This is a genomic window from Sphingomonas sp., from assembly GCF_030145815.1.
Classification (GTDB): Bacteria; Pseudomonadota; Alphaproteobacteria; order Sphingomonadales; family Sphingomonadaceae; genus Sphingomonas.
This window is the reverse complement of sequence record NZ_JAIXHL010000014.1, coordinates 116,073-130,821: the sequence shown is the minus strand read 5'-3', so window position 1 is coordinate 130,821 and position 14,749 is coordinate 116,073. Positions and strand designations below refer to the sequence as shown.

General features: G+C 66.5%; 15 protein-coding genes and 1 tRNA gene. 12 read left to right on the top strand and 4 right to left on the bottom strand.

Annotation, left to right across the window (positions count from 1 at the left end; all coding sequences use genetic code 11):
- On the bottom strand, positions 1-2,092 hold a 2,092-nt coding region (locus KYX69_RS14120), incomplete at its 3' end, for a strawberry notch-like NTP hydrolase domain-containing protein (protein ID WP_367280209.1).
- A 125-nt stretch (positions 2,093-2,217) separates the two neighbouring features.
- Positions 2,218-3,132 carry a toprim domain-containing protein gene (locus KYX69_RS14115; protein ID WP_300498406.1) on the bottom strand — a complete coding sequence of 305 codons (915 nt, stop codon included), beginning with the start codon at positions 3,130-3,132 and terminating at the stop codon, positions 2,218-2,220.
- A 105-nt stretch (positions 3,133-3,237) separates the two neighbouring features.
- Between KYX69_RS14115 and KYX69_RS14110 the strand changes: the two genes are divergently transcribed.
- A complete protein-coding gene (locus KYX69_RS14110; protein ID WP_066672376.1) occupies positions 3,238-3,906 on the top strand; it encodes a lytic transglycosylase domain-containing protein in 669 nt (222 codons plus the stop codon).
- A gap of 46 nt (positions 3,907-3,952) precedes the next feature.
- Here the strand turns inward: KYX69_RS14110 and KYX69_RS14105 are convergent, their stop codons facing one another.
- A complete protein-coding gene (locus tag KYX69_RS14105) occupies positions 3,953-5,134 on the bottom strand; it encodes a site-specific integrase (RefSeq protein WP_066672381.1) in 1,182 nt (393 codons plus the stop codon).
- Positions 5,135-5,314: 180 nt separating this feature from the next.
- Positions 5,315-5,404 (bottom strand) — tRNA-Ser (locus tag KYX69_RS14100).
- Positions 5,405-5,558: 154 nt separating this feature from the next.
- Between KYX69_RS14100 and KYX69_RS14095 the strand changes: the two genes are divergently transcribed.
- The 11 genes from KYX69_RS14095 to KYX69_RS14045 all read left to right on the top strand — a co-directional run bounded on the left by KYX69_RS14095 (position 5,559) and on the right by KYX69_RS14045 (position 14,729).
- A complete protein-coding gene (locus KYX69_RS14095; protein ID WP_300498403.1) occupies positions 5,559-6,344 on the top strand; it encodes an EipA family protein in 786 nt (261 codons plus the stop codon).
- A 41-nt stretch (positions 6,345-6,385) separates the two neighbouring features.
- Positions 6,386-7,168, top strand: coding sequence for a histidinol-phosphatase (gene hisN, locus KYX69_RS14090; RefSeq protein ID WP_300498402.1), 783 nt, complete (start codon positions 6,386-6,388; stop codon positions 7,166-7,168).
- A gap of 1 nt (position 7,169) precedes the next feature.
- Positions 7,170-7,541, top strand: a complete 372-nt coding sequence (locus tag KYX69_RS14085) for a DUF2809 domain-containing protein (RefSeq protein WP_300498400.1) — start codon at positions 7,170-7,172, stop codon at positions 7,539-7,541.
- An 80-nt stretch (positions 7,542-7,621) separates the two neighbouring features.
- Positions 7,622-8,098, top strand: a complete 477-nt coding sequence (locus tag KYX69_RS14080) for a protein-tyrosine phosphatase family protein (RefSeq protein ID WP_300498398.1) — start codon at positions 7,622-7,624, stop codon at positions 8,096-8,098.
- 128 nt (positions 8,099-8,226) lie between these two features.
- Positions 8,227-8,430, top strand: coding sequence for a 50S ribosomal protein L35 (rpmI, locus tag KYX69_RS14075; protein ID WP_066581118.1), 204 nt, complete (start codon positions 8,227-8,229; stop codon positions 8,428-8,430).
- A gap of 13 nt (positions 8,431-8,443) precedes the next feature.
- Entirely contained in the window at positions 8,444-8,809 is a 366-nt protein-coding gene (gene rplT / locus KYX69_RS14070; protein WP_010543146.1) for a 50S ribosomal protein L20, read from the top strand.
- Between the two features lie 82 nt (positions 8,810-8,891).
- Positions 8,892-9,515 (top strand): LysE family translocator, encoded by a 624-nt coding sequence (locus KYX69_RS14065; protein ID WP_300498394.1) that lies wholly within the window; start codon positions 8,892-8,894, stop codon positions 9,513-9,515.
- Positions 9,516-9,566: 51 nt separating this feature from the next.
- Positions 9,567-10,655, top strand: a complete 1,089-nt coding sequence (gene pheS, locus KYX69_RS14060; RefSeq protein ID WP_300498392.1) for a phenylalanine--tRNA ligase subunit alpha — start codon at positions 9,567-9,569, stop codon at positions 10,653-10,655.
- On the top strand, positions 10,652-13,063 hold the full coding sequence (gene pheT, locus KYX69_RS14055; protein ID WP_300498390.1) for a phenylalanine--tRNA ligase subunit beta: 2,412 nt from the start codon (positions 10,652-10,654) through the stop codon (positions 13,061-13,063). The genes pheS and pheT overlap by 4 nt, the downstream gene beginning before the upstream one ends.
- Positions 13,064-13,082: 19 nt before the next feature.
- On the top strand, positions 13,083-13,820 hold the full coding sequence (locus tag KYX69_RS14050) for an SDR family NAD(P)-dependent oxidoreductase (RefSeq protein ID WP_300498388.1): 738 nt from the start codon (positions 13,083-13,085) through the stop codon (positions 13,818-13,820).
- 87 nt (positions 13,821-13,907) lie between these two features.
- On the top strand, positions 13,908-14,729 hold the full coding sequence (locus KYX69_RS14045; RefSeq protein ID WP_300498386.1) for an EcsC family protein: 822 nt from the start codon (positions 13,908-13,910) through the stop codon (positions 14,727-14,729).
- Positions 14,730-14,749 lie beyond the last annotated feature (20 nt).

Below are 14,749 nucleotides of genomic sequence, written 5' to 3'. Positions count from 1 at the left end.
CCCAGGCTTCGGCATAGGCGTCGTAGACCGAGATCTGCTCCGGGGTGAGCTGGTGCTCGAGGATCTCGTATTCGACGCCGGCGAATGAGAGTGCGCGAGCTGTGTACAGGCCGAGCGATTTGAGGTCACGGGCGACCAGCTCCATCGCGGCAATCCCGCCTTCGCGGATGTCGCTCACGAACGCTTCGCGGTTAGCGAATGCCGTCTCGGGTCCCCAGAGACCTAGCCGCGTCGCGTAGGCGAGATTGTTGACGTCGGAAGCACCCGTCGCCGAGGCGTAAAGGACGCGAGCACGCGGTAGCAGGTTTTGCAAACGCACCCCGGCGATGCCCTGCTCCGAGCCTTTGACGCGGCCGCGCGATCCTTCGCCGCCCGCCGCGTTGGCCATCGCGTGGGCCTCGTCGAAGACGATCACCCCGTCAAAGGCATCACCCGCCCATTCGAGGATTTGGTCGAGGCGCGTGGCGTCGGATCTTCCCGAGCGCAGCGTGGGATAGGTGACGAACAGGATGCCTTCCCGCATCGTCACCTCGTGTCCGAGCTTCCACTGCCCGAGCGGCTGGAGGTCGATCGGAAGGCCGCCGAGAGCGGACCAGTCCCGGCGCGCGTCCTCGAGCAGTGCCTCGTTCTTCGAAATCCAGATGTGGCGCCGTTCCCCGCGCAGCCAGCGGTCGAGGATCACGCTGGCGACCTGGCGTCCCTTTCCGGCCCCGGTCCCATCGCCGAGGAAATAGCCCATGCGGTAGGCAGCGCCGCTAGCACTTGGTGCAAGCGAACAGCCCTTATCCTGAACAACGAAGCGGCCGGGGAGGTCGCGGGCGTGTGCCGTGACGGCATAGATCAGCGTTTCAGCCTGCGCGGCCGAGAGCAGCCCTTTGGAAATGACGCCTGCCGGAAGCTGCGGAACCTCGCTCGGGATCGGCGCGGTGATCGAGCCCATCGCAACGGACTCGACGAGCGGCGTCGGGTGTTCGACCGCTCCGGGGATGACGATCCGGCTCGGTCGATAGGGCAGGTAATGGCCGACCTGTTCGGCGATCGGAGCCGGCGCGTCGAGTGCCGCGTATGCGCAGGGTTTGCTAGAAGTTACCGTTGCCGGCGCCTTGGGCTGCAAGGGGCGGGGTCTGGTCGCCACCCCAGGCAGCCGGATCGGAGCGCGCACGGGCAGGAGCGTGGCAGGCCTCGCCGGAAGCGGCATGAGCCGCGCCGGAATGGCATCGACCAGATCGCAAAGCGCGTCGAAGTCGCTGGTTCGCGCTATGACTGGCGCTGTCCGGTCCTCGGCCTTATCGAGCACGACAAGGCGGGTGGTGATCGAGGTGCCGTGCTTCACGAAACCCCGCTCCACCGCGACGTTGAGGCGCAGAGTGATCGGTGCCTGCGCGCCTTCGAGGAACCGATGCACGTCGAACCACTCGGGCATGATGGCGGCCAGACGGCCACCCGCGGCGAGCCGCTTCCAAGCTGAGCGCAGGTGACGCGCTCCCGTATGCCCGTCGTGCCCGCGCTCGACCCCGTGCGAATAGGGCGGATTGACGAGAACGGCGGTGGGCACCTGGGAAGGGTCGAGCAACTCGTCGATGAGTTCGCCGTCGTGACCCGTTACCGCTGCGTCCGGGAACAGGCAGCCGAGGCAATCGCGGCGGAGCGGCGATATCTCGTTGAGGATCAGGCGCGCATTGGCGTTCGCAGCCCACACCGCCAGCATCCCCGTTCCGGCCGACGGTTCGAGCACCGTCTCGCCGCCCTGGAGCGCGCAGGCTCGGGCGAGGAGCCAAGCAATGCGCGGCGGCGTCGCGAACTGTTGCAGCTCGATCTGCTCTTGGCTGCGGACCGTCTGACTTGGCAGCAACGTCTCAAGCTGCGCGAACACCGCGTCGGCTTCGCGCACCGATGATCCCAAGGGGAGACCTGCGCTATCGCGCAACCACAGCACCTGGGCGAGTTCGAGCACGGCATGGGCGTCGCGCACGGACCAGCGACCATCAGCATCGCTCTCGCCGAATTGACGGTTCAGGACCCTGTTGAGGTGTGCGCGCGAGACCGTCTCGCCCGCCGCGATGAGACGCTGAACCTCGCCGGCGGCGGACAATACCTGCGGCTCGTTGCGATCGGGGAAGGCAAATGCGGGGGATGAGTGTGCCATAGGACCTCCTGACGAGGCCTTCACGCGTTCCGGCCTCGAACAGGCCACGGCACACTCTCCTCTGAGCCGGGTCAGGGAGCGGCGAGAGCTCGTTCGCGCAGGGCGTCATTCCAGTCGGTGTCGAGATTGGCAGGCCGCTTCGCGAGGATACGCCGGCCCTCGTGTCGATAGGCCTCGCGGCCGCGCTCCTCGGCGAGGTCGCCACCCCGATCGTTGTCCACGAAGAGGTGAAGCTCGCGCACGCTTTCGGGAATCGTTACCAAGCCGAAGCGCTCATTGCCCAGGGTTGCCCAGCAAGGGACGCCGAATATCTGCATGGCCGACAGGGCGGTCTCGATTCCCTCCGCCAAACCCAGCCGTCCATCCCGCGGCGCAGTAAGGCGCACAGCGCCGTTCTGGAGACTGCCCAGCGCGCGCTTGGGCCGCTCGAAGTGCGCGAGCCGAGCCTCAGCCGGATCAAGGAACGTGCGATGCACAGCGATCACCCCAAGGTCGGTGCGGACTGCGGCCAGCATCGCCGGCAGGAACCGGACTGCTCCGCGAGGGCCGAGCGGTGTTCTCGGGTGAAAGCGCAGATCCGGTGAAAGCTCGGTCACGCCGCGCTTTGCGAGATAGGCCTCCGCCGCACTGCCTTTGAGTGCAACGGTCCCGCGCCATAGCCGGACGGCATTGCGGTCGGCGGTCTCCTCTCGGACGAGTTCCGGCAGTGGCCCGCCCGAACCATCGAACAGCTCGCGGGTGCGAACGCCCCGGCGTCCGAGAGCCGATATGATCTCGGCCCTCGAGCAGCCGGCGAAACAATGGAACAGAATGGCGCGCTGGCCGAGGCTCACGCTCAACGACGGGGTGCGGTCGTCGTGCGCGGGGCAGCGGCACATCCCGCGGTTGCGACGCCAAGTTCCGCCAAGACTGTCGACGATCTCCCGCGCGCGGCGCTCGAGACGCTTCGATTGATGGCTTTGGGGCATGATTTCTCCTTTTTTCATGCCCCCAGCGCGGCCTCCTCTCCGCGCCCGCGCCGATGCGTTTTCCTACAAATTATGTTCTCTATATGTTCTCTCTCGATTCGACCAGACAAGGAATCGAGCGAGATGATCCTGCGAGTTGTATCGATCGCCATCGGAATGGTTGTGGCAATGCCGGCGCACGGTCAGGCACAAGCTCAACCGGAGGCCGTGGCGGCCGCCGCTGACGACCAGCACCAGGGCTATAGGCTGGCGCAGACGGCCGACGGATTTCAACTTGTGGAGCACGGAGTTTGGGAAGTGCCGGCGGCGAGTGCGGTGCAAGCCTCGGTGCCTTCCCCGATCACCTCAGCGTCGGACGGTATGCGGGGGCAGGAAAGCGGAAAGCCGAGGGGGCTCGCTGGGCCCAATGGCTTTCGTCGCGCAGCATATCTACCGCATGTGTACGCCGCCGAGGCGAGGTTCGGTTTGCCGGCCGGGCTGCTCGACGCGCTGATTTGGACCGAATCCCGCTACAATCCCTTTGCCGTCAGCCGGGCGGGGGCCGCGGGGTTGGGGCAGTTGATGCCGGGCACGGCGAGGGAATTGGGGGTCTCCAACCGCTTCGACCCACTGCCAAACTTGGCCGGCGCCGCCCGTTACCTCAGGCAAATGCTGGACCGCTTCGGGACGGTGCACATGGCGCTCGCCGCGTACAACGCGGGACCTGGCGCGGTCGAGCGCGCGGGCGGGATTCCGCTGAATGGCGAGACGCCTGCCTACGTGCGCGATGTGCTTCGCCGCTGGCGTCCGTGACTTGCCGTTCAGCAGGCGATGGGAGGCTCGATAGCCCCGGCGCCGCTCATTGCTTGGTGGGGATCACCTTGCCCCCTCCGCCGTCGCAATAGGCGCCCCACGCCTCCATCAGCTTGCGCCGCTTGTCCAGCATCGCACCGCGCTGATAGGCGCGCTCGACCTCGTTGGGGTTCTGGTGTGCGAGCGCGGCTTCGGCGACCTCACCGGGGAAGCTGGTCTTCTCCGCCACCCATGTGCGGAATGAGGAGCGGAAGCCGTGGGCCGTGAACGGCTCCTTCATCCGGCGCAGCACGGCGAGCAGGGTCATGTCCGACATCGGGCCGTTGGTGCCCGGAAAGACGAGATTGGTCCCGTCGAGCCGTACAGCCATCGCGCTTTTCAGCACCGCCAGCGCTTGTGGCGAGAGCGGGACGAGATGCTCGCGCTTCATCTTCATGTGCGCGGCGGGAACGGTCCACAGGCCGTTCTCGGTGTCGAACTCGTCCCATGTCGCCAGCCGGACTTCCTGGCTGCGCGCGGCCGTCAGGATCGTGAACTCCAGCGCCAGCCGCCCCCACACGCCGCCGCTGGCGCGAAGCCGCGTCATAAACATAGGCAGCTCGTCGTAAGGCATGGACGCGTGGTTCCTGCCGTGCGGCTGTCTGGGCAGGCCCTTGCCCGCCGCCAGCGATCGCGCCGGGGCCTCGGTCGCCCGCCAGCCGCGCGCGTGCGCGTAATCGAGCACGGCGCATATCCGCTGGCGAACGCGGCGGCCTGTCTCCGGCTTTGCCGTCCACACCTCGGCGATGGCTGCGATGATGTCGCCGGCCGTAATGTCCCCGACCGGCTTCTTGCCGAGCGTGGGAAAGGCGTACGTTTCAAGCGTGGCGAGCCATTGACTGCCGTGCTTGCTGCTGGCCCATTGATGCTCGCGAGCTTTGTGAAGCGCCAACGCGGCTTCGCGGAAGGTGACGGCCGCTGCCTTGGTCTTGCGCTTCTCGGCGAGCAGATCGCGCCCGTCCTCGCGAATCGCTTTGCGCGCTTCGGCGGCTTTAGCCCGCGCGCTCGCGAGGGACACGAGCTTTGCACTGCCCAAGCCTATGTCGCTTCTTTTGCCTTGGTGTTGAATGCGTAGCCGCCATGCCGCGCCTCCACGGCGGTCCACCTTGAGAATCAGCCCATCGCCATCCTGGTAGGTTCCTGGCTTTCCCAGCGCCGCCTTCACCTCGTTAGCAGTCAGCTTGCCCATGGCTACACCCACTCGATTGGGAGTTTACGCCCACACTCATACCTTACGCCCACACTTCCGCCCACATTTTTGTGCGGATGCGGGCGGGAGACAGCAGTCGAGAGGAGACGCTTGCGGACGAGTAATCCACTGAAATCCGGGACTTTTATGGAAGTTTGCGGATGCTTGCGGAAGCAATTCTGGCGGAGACGGAGGGATTCGAACCCTCGGTACGGTTCCCCGTACGACGCTTTAGCAAAGCGTTGGTTTCAGCCACTCACCCACGTCTCCGGATGCCTGTAGCGAGCGGGCGCTATAGCGAGCGTCTGGCGCGCGATCAATGGGCGGATTTGCGGCGGCTGGGCGTGAAATCGACTCGGGTCATCGCCGGTTCATTGCCGTGCCGCCATCGCCCGGACTATGTGCGATGCTGCGGAGGGATTTTATGCAACGGTTGATGCGGTGGATCGGAATGGCGTTGGCAGTGCCCGCACTGGCGATGGCGCCCGTGCAGGCGCAGACCATCCAGAAGGTCGATCCCGATACTGCCATCGACGCCGATCTCGACCGGCCGCAGACCACGATCCCCGCGCAGCCGACCCAGCCGGCGCAGCAGGACGAACGGGTTGATCCCGGCGCCCCCTATGAAGCGCCCCCCGCCGACGGGCAGCAGCCCGCAACTCCAGTGGAACAGGCTCCAGCGCAGGCGGGCACCCAAGCCGGCGGCCTCACCAAACCCGAAGCGCCGGCGACGTTCGACCGCGTCCGGCTCGTATCGGCGGCCGAGGGCGTGTTCGGCAAGGGCGCGACCGGGCTGGCGGCGCTGATCGAGGACATATTGAAGGATCAGGGCGAGCCCAACGCCTATATCGCCGGGTCGGAGGGTTCGGGCGCGGTCGTCGTCGGGCTGCGCTATGGCTCCGGCAAGATGATCCACGCGGTCGAGGGCGAGCGCGACGTCTATTGGACCGGCCCCTCGGTCGGTTTCGACATCGGGGGCGACGCTAACAAGGTGTTCGTGCTGGTCTATAATCTCTACGACAGCCAGGAGCTCTACAAGCGCTTCCCGGCGGGCGAGGGGCGGCTCTATTTCGTCGGCGGCTTCTCCGCCACCTATCTGCGCCGCGGCGATGTGGTGCTGATCCCGGTGCGGCTGGGCGTCGGCTGGCGCGCGGGTGCCAATGTCGGGTACATGAAGTTCAGCGAGAAGCGCCGCTGGTTGCCGTTCTGACCGGCCTTCTATTCTGCGCTGTGCCCCGCTAGGCGGGGCGGATGCCAGTATCCCAAGCCGATATCGATCTCGCCCAGCGCCTTGCCGACGCGGCGGGCGCAGCGATACGCCCCTATTTCCGCGCCGACCATGGCCTCGAGACCAAGGACGATGCCTCGCCCGTCACGCTCGCCGACACGGCGGCAGAGGCGGCGATGCGGCGCTTGATCATCGCCGAGCGCCCGATGGACGGCATCATCGGGGAGGAAGAGGAAGCGCGCGCCGGATCGAGCGGGCGGACCTGGGTGCTCGACCCGATCGATGGCACGCGCAGCTTCATCGTCGGGCGGCCGATCTTCGGCACGCTGATCGCGCTGCTGGAGGATGGCTGGCCGGTGCTGGGCATCATCGACCAGCCGATCATTGGTGAGCGCTGGCTGGGCGTGACCGGGCGACCGACCCTGTTCAACGGCAAGCCGGCCGAATCGCGCAGGTGCCGCGAGCTGTCACAGGCGCTGCTCGCCACCACCTCCCCGGCGTTGTTCACCGACGGCCAGCTTCATGCGTTCGAGCATGTCGACGCGGCGGTGCTGAGCACAGTGCTGGGCGGCGACTGCTATAATTACGGCCTGGTCGCGTCGGGGCATCTCGACCTGGTGATCGAGGCGGGGCTGAAGCTGCACGATTTCGCGGCGCTGGTGCCGGTGGTCGAGGGCGCGGGCGGGCGCATGTGCGACTGGCAGGGCGATCCGCTCCACGCCGGCAGCACCGGCGAAGTTATCGCGGCCGGCGATCCGGCGCGAATCGAGGAAATTGTCGAGGCGCTGGCCTGTCGGGGGCATTGAGATGTTCCGCCTGCACCGCGGCTACGCGCTGGCCGCGGTGATCCTCTTCGCGATCGAGGTGGTGATCGCGCTCTATGTCCGGGACCGATTCGTGCGGCCGCATCTGGGCGACACGCTTGCGGTGCTGCTGGTCTATTGCGGACTGCGCGCGACCACCCGCATTGGGGTTGTCCCGTCAGCGGCGGCAGCGTTCGCGGTCGCAGCGCTGGTCGAATTGGGGCAATGGATCGGCGTTCTTGACCTGCTTGGCTGGCGCGACAGCCCGCTGGCGCGCACGCTGCTCGGCACCGGATTCGACTGGATAGATTTCCTTGCCTACGCCGCCGGGGCGGGTGTCGCCGTGGTAGCCGAACGCCTCCTCCGGCGTCGTTGATAGATCGACAGGCGCGGAACGGTGCGAATCGAGGAAATCATCGAGACACTTACCCATCATCGGCATTGAAAAGGGCGCGAATGGCTTCGGACATCTACTGGATCGACTCGACCAAACCCCGTCTCGCCATCATGGCGCGACCGCGTGCGGGCGATTGGCTGGAGGATGAAATTGCGCATTGGCGCAGCGCCGGAATCGCCACGGTCGTTAGCCTGTTGGAGCGTCACGAGATCGACGAGCTTGGCCTGAAAGACGAACCCCTAGTTTGCGCGACAGCCGGCATCCGGTTTCTATCGCTCCCGATCGCCGATCGTGGACTCCCGAGCGATTCCAGAGCCTTCGATGCGTTTATCCGAGAGTTGGCAAAGGACAGCGCGCCACTGGCTATCCATTGCCGCGCCGGTATTGGGCGTTCGGCCATCGTCGCTGCGGCGCTGCTGGTTCGCCGGGGTGTCGCACCCGCGCTCGCGATTGAGCAGATCTCGGTTGCGCGTGGGACCCGTGTGCCGGACACAGAGGCTCAGCGCGATTGGATCCTGCAACTGGCCGCATGCTAACACCTCAGGCGGTTGCAAAACTGACTCAAACCGACTATCGGCCCGCCTTTCCGCGATTCAGGGGAACCGCCCGGCTAACAAGGGCTGCCGGGGCTGTTCGTGATCGTCGCGCGTAAAAGGAGACGAAAATGCCCAAGATGAAGACCAAGAGCGGTGTGAAGAAGCGCTTCAAATTCACCGCAACGGGTAAGGTGAAGCACGGCGTCGCCGGCAAGCGTCACCGCCTGAGCAGCCATAACGCGAAGTATATTCGCACCAACCGCGGCACGTCGGTCCTGTCCGAAGCTGATGCCGGCCATGTGCGCCTCTGGGCGCCCTACGGCCTCAAGTAAGGAGTAGCAGACCATGGCACGTGTTAAGCGCGGCACCACCACGAAGGCGAAGCACAAGCGGATTTTGGATCAGGCGAAGGGCTATTATGGCCGTCGCAAGAATACCATCCGCATCGCGCGCCAGGCCGTCGAAAAGGCCGGCCAGTACGCCTATCGCGACCGCAAGGTTAAGAAGCGCAGCTTCCGCGCCCTGTGGATTCAGCGCATCAACGCCGGCGTTCGCGCCGAAGGCCTGACCTATTCGCAGTTCATGCACGGACTCAAGCTCGCCGGCATCGAACTGGACCGGAAGGTCCTGGCCGACATCGCGATGCACGAGGGTGAAGCGTTTACCGCCATCATCGCGCAGGCGAAGGCGGCTCTGCCCCAGGCCGCCTGAGGCAGCCTGTAGCGACCGAAAAACGGGGCGCCGGTGGACCATCCACCGGCGCCCTTTTTCTTGATCTGACGAGGATCAACACATGACGCTCCAGACCTGGTGGCTCTATGTCACCGCCGTGTTCCTGATCTGCGCGACGCCGGGGCCGAACATGCTCCACGTCATGGTGCAGAGCATCCATCACGGCGCGCGCCGGTCGGTCGCGTCGATGCTGGGGCTGATGACCGCGAACCTGGTGTGCCTGCTTGCCTCGGCCGCAGGGCTCGGCGCGCTGCTCAAAGCATCGCCGCTGCTGTTCGATGCGCTGCGCTATGCCGGGGTCGGCTATCTCGTCTGGCTGGGGATCAAGGCGTGGCGCGCGCCGGTTGCGGACGGCGATGCCGCGACGGAGAAGCCTGCCCCGCCCTCGCTGGTCGCGATGTTCGGGACGGGGCTCGGCACCGGCTTTTCCAATCCCAAGCTGATCATCTTTGCCGCCGCGCTGTTCCCGCAGTTCATCGACACCAGCGCACCGTTCGCACCCCAGCTCACCGTCCTGATCGCCAGCTTTGTCGCGATTGAGGCGTTCTGGTTCGGTATGTACGCGCTGGGTGGTCGCTCGCTTGCCGCGTGGCTCGCCCCGGCCAACCGCCAGCGATTGTTCAACCGCGTCACCGGCGGCGTCTTTGTCGCGTTCGGCATCGCTTTGCTGGGCAGCCGGGCTTGACCTTCGCGCCCGACTGCGGTTCGGGCCACTAGACCATTGAACGGAATTCCGATGACCGATCTCGACCAATTGAAGGCCGACCTTCTCGCCGCGATCGACGCGGCCGCCGGCGTCGATGCGCTGGAGGCGGTGCGCGTCCAGGCGCTGGGCAAACAGGGCAGCGTTACCGGCCTGCTCAAGACACTGGGCGGGATGAGCGCTGAAGAGCGGCAGGAGACCGGCCCGCGCATCCATGGCCTGCGCGAGGCGGTGACCGAGGCGTTGGCGGCGCGCAAGGCGACACTGGAAAGCGCGGCGCTGGAGGCGAAGCTCGCCAGCGAGACGCTCGACATGACTCTGCCAGTCGATGGCGTCGCAGCAGGCACGGTCCACCCGATCAGCCAGGTGATGGACGAGCTCGCGGAGATCTTCGCCGACATGGGCTTCGCCGTCGCGACGGGTCCGGAGATCGAGGACGACTGGCACAATTTCACCGCGCTCAACATTCCCGAAACGCATCCGGCGCGCGCGATGCACGATACCTTCTATCTCGCCGGCGAGCATGCGCGGCCGATGGTGCTGCGCACGCACACCAGCCCGGTTCAGATCCGCACGATGACGTCCACGCCCCCGCCGATCCGCATCATCGCGCCGGGCCGCGTCTATCGCAGTGACAGCGACGCGACCCACACGCCGATGTTCCACCAGATCGAAGGGCTGGTGATCGACAAGGGGATCACGCTCGGCCACCTCAAATGGACGCTGGAGACCTTCCTCAAGGCCTATTTCGAGCGCGACGACATCGTGCTGCGGCTGCGCCCGAGCTATTTCCCGTTCACCGAGCCAAGCGCCGAGGTGGACGTCGGCTTCACCTGGATCAACGGCAAACGCGTGATCGGTGGCAGCGGCGACGCCGAGGGCGGCGGTTGGATGGAGGTGCTAGGCAGCGGCATGGTCCATCGCCGGGTGATCGAGGCGTGCGGGCTCGACCCCGATGAATGGCAGGGCTTTGCCTTTGGCACCGGGGTCGATCGCCTCGCGATGCTCAAATATGGGATGGATGATTTGCGCGCATTCTTCGACGGCGATCTGCGATGGCTGAAGCATTACGGCTTCTCAGCGCTCGACGTGCCCACGCTGTCGGGGGGAGTCGGCGCATGAAGTTCACGCTCAGCTGGCTCAAGGAGCATCTCGACACCGACGCCGATCTGACCGCGATCCTCGATTGCCTGAACCGCATCGGGCATGAGGTCGAGGGCGTAGAAAATCCCGGCGCGGCGCTGGCGGCATTCAAGGTCGCGCGCGTGCTGACCGCCGAGCGGCACCCGCAGGCGGACAAGCTGCAGGTGCTAACCGTCGATGCCGGAGACGACCAGCCGCTGCAGATCGTGTGCGGCGCACCCAATGCCCGCGCCGGCCTTGTCGGCGTGCTCGGCCTGCCCGGCGCGACCGTGCCCGCCAACGGCATGGTGCTGAAGGTCGCGGCGGTGCGCGGGGTCGAATCGAACGGCATGATGTGTTCCAGCCGCGAGCTGGAGCTGGGCGACGATCATGACGGCATCATCGAGCTGCCCGAGGATGCGCCGGTCGGCACGCCCTTCCCGGACTATGCCGGCCTAGACGACCCGGTCATCGACGTATCGATCACACCAAACCGTCAGGATTGCATGGGCGTGCGCGGCATCGCCCGCGATCTCGCTGCGGCAGGTCTCGGCACGTTGAAGCCGCTCGATGCCACTCCGGTCGCGACCAGCGGCGCGGGGCCGGAGGTGCGGATCGAGGCGCCCGAGGGCTGTCCCGCCTATTTCGGCCAGACCGTCAGTGGCGTCACCAACGGTGCCGCACCCGAGTGGATGCAGCGCCGGTTGAAGGCGATCGGCCAGCGCCCGATCAGCGCGCTGGTCGACATCACCAACTATGTGATGATCGATCTGGGCCGTCCGCTCCACGTCTATGACAAGGCGAAGCTGAGCGGCGCGCTGACCGTGCGCAGGGCCAAGCCGGGCGAGCAGGTGCTGGCGCTCAACGAGAAAACCTACACGCTCGACGAGACGATCACGGTGATCGCGGACGAGAATGGCGTCCATGACATCGGTGGGATCATGGGCGGCGAGGATACCGGCGTGTCGGAAACGACCACCGATGTCGTGATCGAATGCGCCTATTTCGAGCCGGAGGCGATTGCGCGTGCCGGCCAGAAGCTCCTGCTGACCAGCGACGCGCGCACCCGCTTCGAACGCGGCGTGGACCCGGAGTTCCTCGAAGACGGCATCGCCATCGCGGCGCGGCTGGTGACGCAGATTTGCGGCGGCACCGCGAGCGACGTGACGCGCGCGGGTGCGGTGCCGAAGGTCGGCATCACCACCGGCTATGATCCCAAGCTGGCCGAGACGCTCGGCGGCATGGCGATCCCGGCGGAGCGGCAGCGCGACATCCTCGAATCGCTCGGCTTCACCGTCCAGCCGCTCGACGCCAATGGCGATCCCTGCGAGCTGACCGACGCGTGCGACGGCTTCCGCGTCACTGCGCCGAGCTGGCGGCGCGATGTCGACGGCCCCCCCGATCTGGTCGAGGAAGTGATCCGGATCGAGGGGATCGACAAGGTCCCCTCCACCCCCCTGCCCCGCGCGCCCGGCGTCGCCAAGCCGACCGCGACGCCCGAGCAGAAGCTGGAGCGCCGCATCCGCCGCACCGCCGCAGCACGCGGCCTCAACGAAGCGGTGACGTGGAGCTTCATCTCCGAGAGCGAGGCCCAGGCGGTCGGTGGCGGCGCATGGACGCTCGCCAACCCGATCAGCGAAGACCTCAAGGTCATGCGGCCCTCGCTGCTGCCGGGCCTGATGATGGCGGCGGCGCGCAACGTGAAGCGTGGCGCTACAGCCGTGCGGCTGTTCGAACTCGGCCGCCGCTATCTGGCCGATGGTGAGAAGCTGACCCTCACCGTCCTGCTCGCGGGCGACCGCAGCCCGCGCGGCTGGGCGAATGGCAAGGCGCTGCCCTTCGGCGCATTCGACGCCAAGGCTGAGGCGCTGGCGCTGCTCGAAGCTGCAGGTGCGCCGGTCGGCAACCTTCAGGTGATGGGTCAAGCGGGCGCGGCCTGGCACCCCGGCCAGTCGGCGACGCTGCGGTTGGGGCCGAAGACCGTGCTCGCCGCATTCGGCATGCTCCACCCGAGCCTGACCAAGCGCTTCGACCTCGACGGCCCGGTCGCCGCAGTCGAGATCTTCCTGGACGCGATCCCCGCCAAGCGCGCGACTGGCTTCGCCCGCCCTGCCTATACGCCCCCGGCGCTGCAGGCAGTGACGCGCGACTTCGCGTTCATCGTGCCGAGCACGCTAGCGGCGGGCGATCTCGTCCGCGCGGTCAAGGGCGCGGACAAGGCGGTGATCACCGACGCGCGGCTGTTCGACCTGTTCACCGGCGCGGGCGTCGAGGACGGCAAGAAGAGCCTCGCCGTCGAAGTGACGCTGCAACCCGCCGAGAAGAGTTTCACCGACGCCGAGATCAAGGCGGTGGCCGACAAGGTGGTCGCGGCGGCGGCAAAGCTGGGCGCGAGCCTGCGCGGCTAACTCAGGGAGGAACAGGTCCATGCCAACCGTACTTATCACCGGCGCGACTGCGGGGATTGGCGAAGCGGCGGTGCATGCCTTTGCCGACTCGGGCTGGCATGTCGTTGCGACGGGTCGCCGCGCGGATCGGCTGGCGGCGCTGAAGCGCGATACCGTCCACACGCTGGAGTTCGACATTCGCGACGAGGCTGCACGCGATGCTGCACTTGCGTCGCTGCCCGAACCCTTCGCCAGCATCGACCTGCTGATCAACAATGCCGGGCTCGCGCGGGGTCTTGAAAAGGCGCAGGACGCGGATCTCGATAGCTGGAAGACGATGGTCGACACCAACGTCACCGCGATGATGTCGATCACGCACAAATTGCTGCCAATGCTGATCGAGCGGCGCGGCGCGATCATCAACCTGGGCTCGGTCGCGGGCAGCTATATCTATCCGGCGGGCAATGTCTATGCCGGCACCAAGGCGTTCGTGAACCATTTCAGCCTTGCCCTGCGCGCGGATCTGCACGGCACCGGGGTGCGCGTCACCTCGATCGAGCCGGGGATGGTCGAGACCGAGTTCATGACCGTGCGCACCGGCGGCGACAAGGCGGCGTCGGACCGGCTCTATGCCGGGGTAAACCCGATGACGCCGGAGGACATCGCCGAGACCTTGCTGTGGGTCGCAACGCTGCCGCCACATCTCAATATCAACCGGCTTGAGCTGATGCCCGTGAACCAGGATTTCGCCGGGTTCGCGGTGCACCGCGAGGGATAATCGGGGTCCCACGGCGGGATCGACCCCGCTGCGCCCCTTGCTATCGCCGCGTTAACCAATAGCCTGTCTGCCCGGGGGGACAGGCGGGTGGAGTCGATCGATCCCGGCAATGCATGCGCGGCATTCGGCGAGGACGACCTCGTCGAACTGCTCGCCATTGCCGAATTTCATGAGGATGCGGGCAGCGTGCTGATGAACCTCGCCAAACAGGCGGGGAAACAGGCCGACAACGTGATCGAATGGCTGCCCGACGATTGGGAAGCCAAGTTACAGGGCATGCTCGATCTCGCGCTGCGCCAGAGCTATGCCTTTGCCTTCCGCACCAACAAGTCCAATCGCCGCGCGCCGGGCGACACCCGCCCGGTCAAGAACGCTGAGGGATTTCACCGTTTCGCCGCCGGGTTCACGGGCGCACTCGGTGGGCTGGGCGGGGTCGGCACGACGTTGGTGGATCTCGCCGTCACCACCACGCTGATCCTGCGTTCGATCCAGCAGATCGCGGCGCATTATGGCGAGGATATCGACGATCCCGAGGTGCGCGCCCAGTGCATCGCGGTGTTCGGGCTCGGCGGTCCGCTGACCGACGACGACGCGACCGACACCGGGCTATGGGCCGGGCGGATTGCGCTCAGCCACCAGTCGATCTCGGGCGTGATCGGTGCGGTGGTGCCACGGATGGGGCGGACCATGGGCCAGACCCTCGCCGCGCGCGCCGCCCCGGTGGTCAGCGCGGCGGCGGCGGCGGCGATCAACACCGTCTTCACCCGCTATTATCAGAAAATGGCGCACGTCCATTTCCGCCTGCGCCGGATCGAGCGCCGCCACCCGCGCGATCAGGTCATGGCGTGCTTCGAACGGATCGTCATGCTGGAGCGTGAGCGGCGGCGGTCGAAGAAGCGGCGGGGTTGAGGCTCGATTCGTCGCGCACT